The 1,752-nt window shown below is 62.6% G+C and carries 1 protein-coding gene; it reads right to left on the minus strand.

Translation table 11 applies throughout. The annotated features are described in order from the left end of the window. Positions 1-47: 47 nt before the first annotated feature. On the minus strand, positions 48-1,670 hold the full coding sequence (locus tag HHL08_RS25225; RefSeq protein WP_073976524.1) for an ISNCY family transposase: 1,623 nt from the start codon (positions 1,668-1,670) through the stop codon (positions 48-50). Between the last annotated feature and the right edge of the window lie 82 nt (positions 1,671-1,752).

Consider the following 1,752-nt stretch of genomic DNA (forward strand, 5'->3'; position numbering starts at 1 on the left):
AAGCGATGTTCCCGAGCGGCATAGCCATTGCCTCACGTAAATGCTCCCTACAGGAGATCACCCTCACGGACTATTCCTTGCGCGACTGGGGGCCGCGCAGCGGAGCCGGAGGCGACGCGGAGCGGTACCCAGTCGCGCGGCAACGAAGAGACGGTCTCTGCCCCCAAGCGCCTGCCAGCGGGGGCAGCTGACGGGTTGAATACCAAGGCACGCGCCTGTTCTGATCGCCACACCTTCAACCGGCGCTGCACGGTCCGCAGCAGACCATCCGGATAATCGCCAGGCTGCTCAGCCTGTAGCTTCTCGAGCAACTCCCGACCGGTGCGCCATGGCTCCTCCTCGAACCACGCCTTCAACTGTTCAGTCACCGTCGCAAGCGGATCAGGACGGCGGCGCCAACGCTTCTGCGGGGCCTTTGCGGTTGCTGTCGGCCTTGCCTCGCCTTCGTGCCACAAGGTCCGCAGGCTCGTCATGAACGCATCCAGCGTTGGCGGCGAGGGTTCCGACGGATTCATTACGACTGCCCCGTCGGCCAGTCCCACCAACTTTTCTTGCGCCGTTCGGATGTCCCGCAACAGCCGGACCGGATCGAGATCGGCGAACGCCTCGCGGAGGTTTCGGCGCGTCTCCTCGGAGGTCCGTGGGTCGGCCAGCAACCGCTGGAACGGTGTCGCGGGAGCATGGTATCGCTTGTAGACCTTGGCGCCATCGCGTTGCTTCTCGGCAAGCTTGAACGATGGCTGGAAAAAGTTCACGAACAGGCGGGCAGCCGTGTACAATTCCGCTAACGCGCCGGTGGCTGCCAGGCCCTCGAACCGGCGATAGCCCGTCAGGCGCCGAACGACGGAACCGTTTTTCTGCTCAACCCAGGCCTGATCATTCTTGCGATAAGGACGGCAGCGGGTGAACGCGATCCCATGAGCCACGCAATAATCGCGCACCGTCTCGTTAATAAATACGCTGTCGTTGTCAGAGTCGAATCCCAGCAAGGGGAAAGGCATCAGCCTGCGCAGTTCGGTAAGCACAGCCACCAGCAGCGTCTGCTCGCGCACCAGCAACGGTGCGCATTCAGTCCAGCCCGTTGCGATGTCGGTTAAAGTGAACGTCCAGGCCCAGCTACCTTTTGCTGCCGGTCCGCTGTGCGAAACCAGATCGACCTCCATGTGCCCCGGCGCCGGATCACCCCAGTCGTCGAATGTACGGATCGGTACGCTGCGCCGGAGCTCGGTTCCAGATACGCCACGCCGCCGCTTTTTCGTCTGGCCTGCCTCGCGTATGGCGCGCAGTGAGCGGTCGATCGTCGCCGCGCTCATCCGGAACAGACTGGCCTTGACCTGCGGCGCCAGATCGAGGTGACCATGACCTTCCATCGCTTCGACAAGGATCGGAATGAGCGGCTTAAGCCGCTTGCCGCATAAACGGTCGCTCGCCTCCCACAACACCACTAGTGCAGTGCGCACAGCCTCATCGTAGACCCTGCGCCCGACACGCCCAGGAGTTCGGTCCGATGCCTCCTGCCGGAGAACCCTCATCGCATGTTTGCGATGGAACCCCGTGACCGCAACGAACTCATCGAGCACCTTGCCCTTACTCGACCGATCGCATGCCCGGTATCGCGCGCCGACCGCCTCGATCAATTCTTTCCGCGTTGCCATGCTCATCTTCCTCATCGTTCCCTCCCGACCGTTGCCGGGAGCATTCTAGATGAGGCAACGGCCTGTCACTCAGGAGCAAAAAGGGTGAGGCAATGCG

The organism is Sphingobium psychrophilum, assembly GCF_012927105.1.
Taxonomy (GTDB): domain Bacteria; phylum Pseudomonadota; class Alphaproteobacteria; order Sphingomonadales; family Sphingomonadaceae; genus Sphingobium; species Sphingobium psychrophilum.

Excerpts from the sequence above, each read along its gene's own strand:
- HHL08_RS25225 (WP_073976524.1), bottom strand. The coding sequence starts at position 1,670 with ATGAGGAAGATGAGCATGGCAACGCGGAAAGAATTGATCGAGGCGGTC.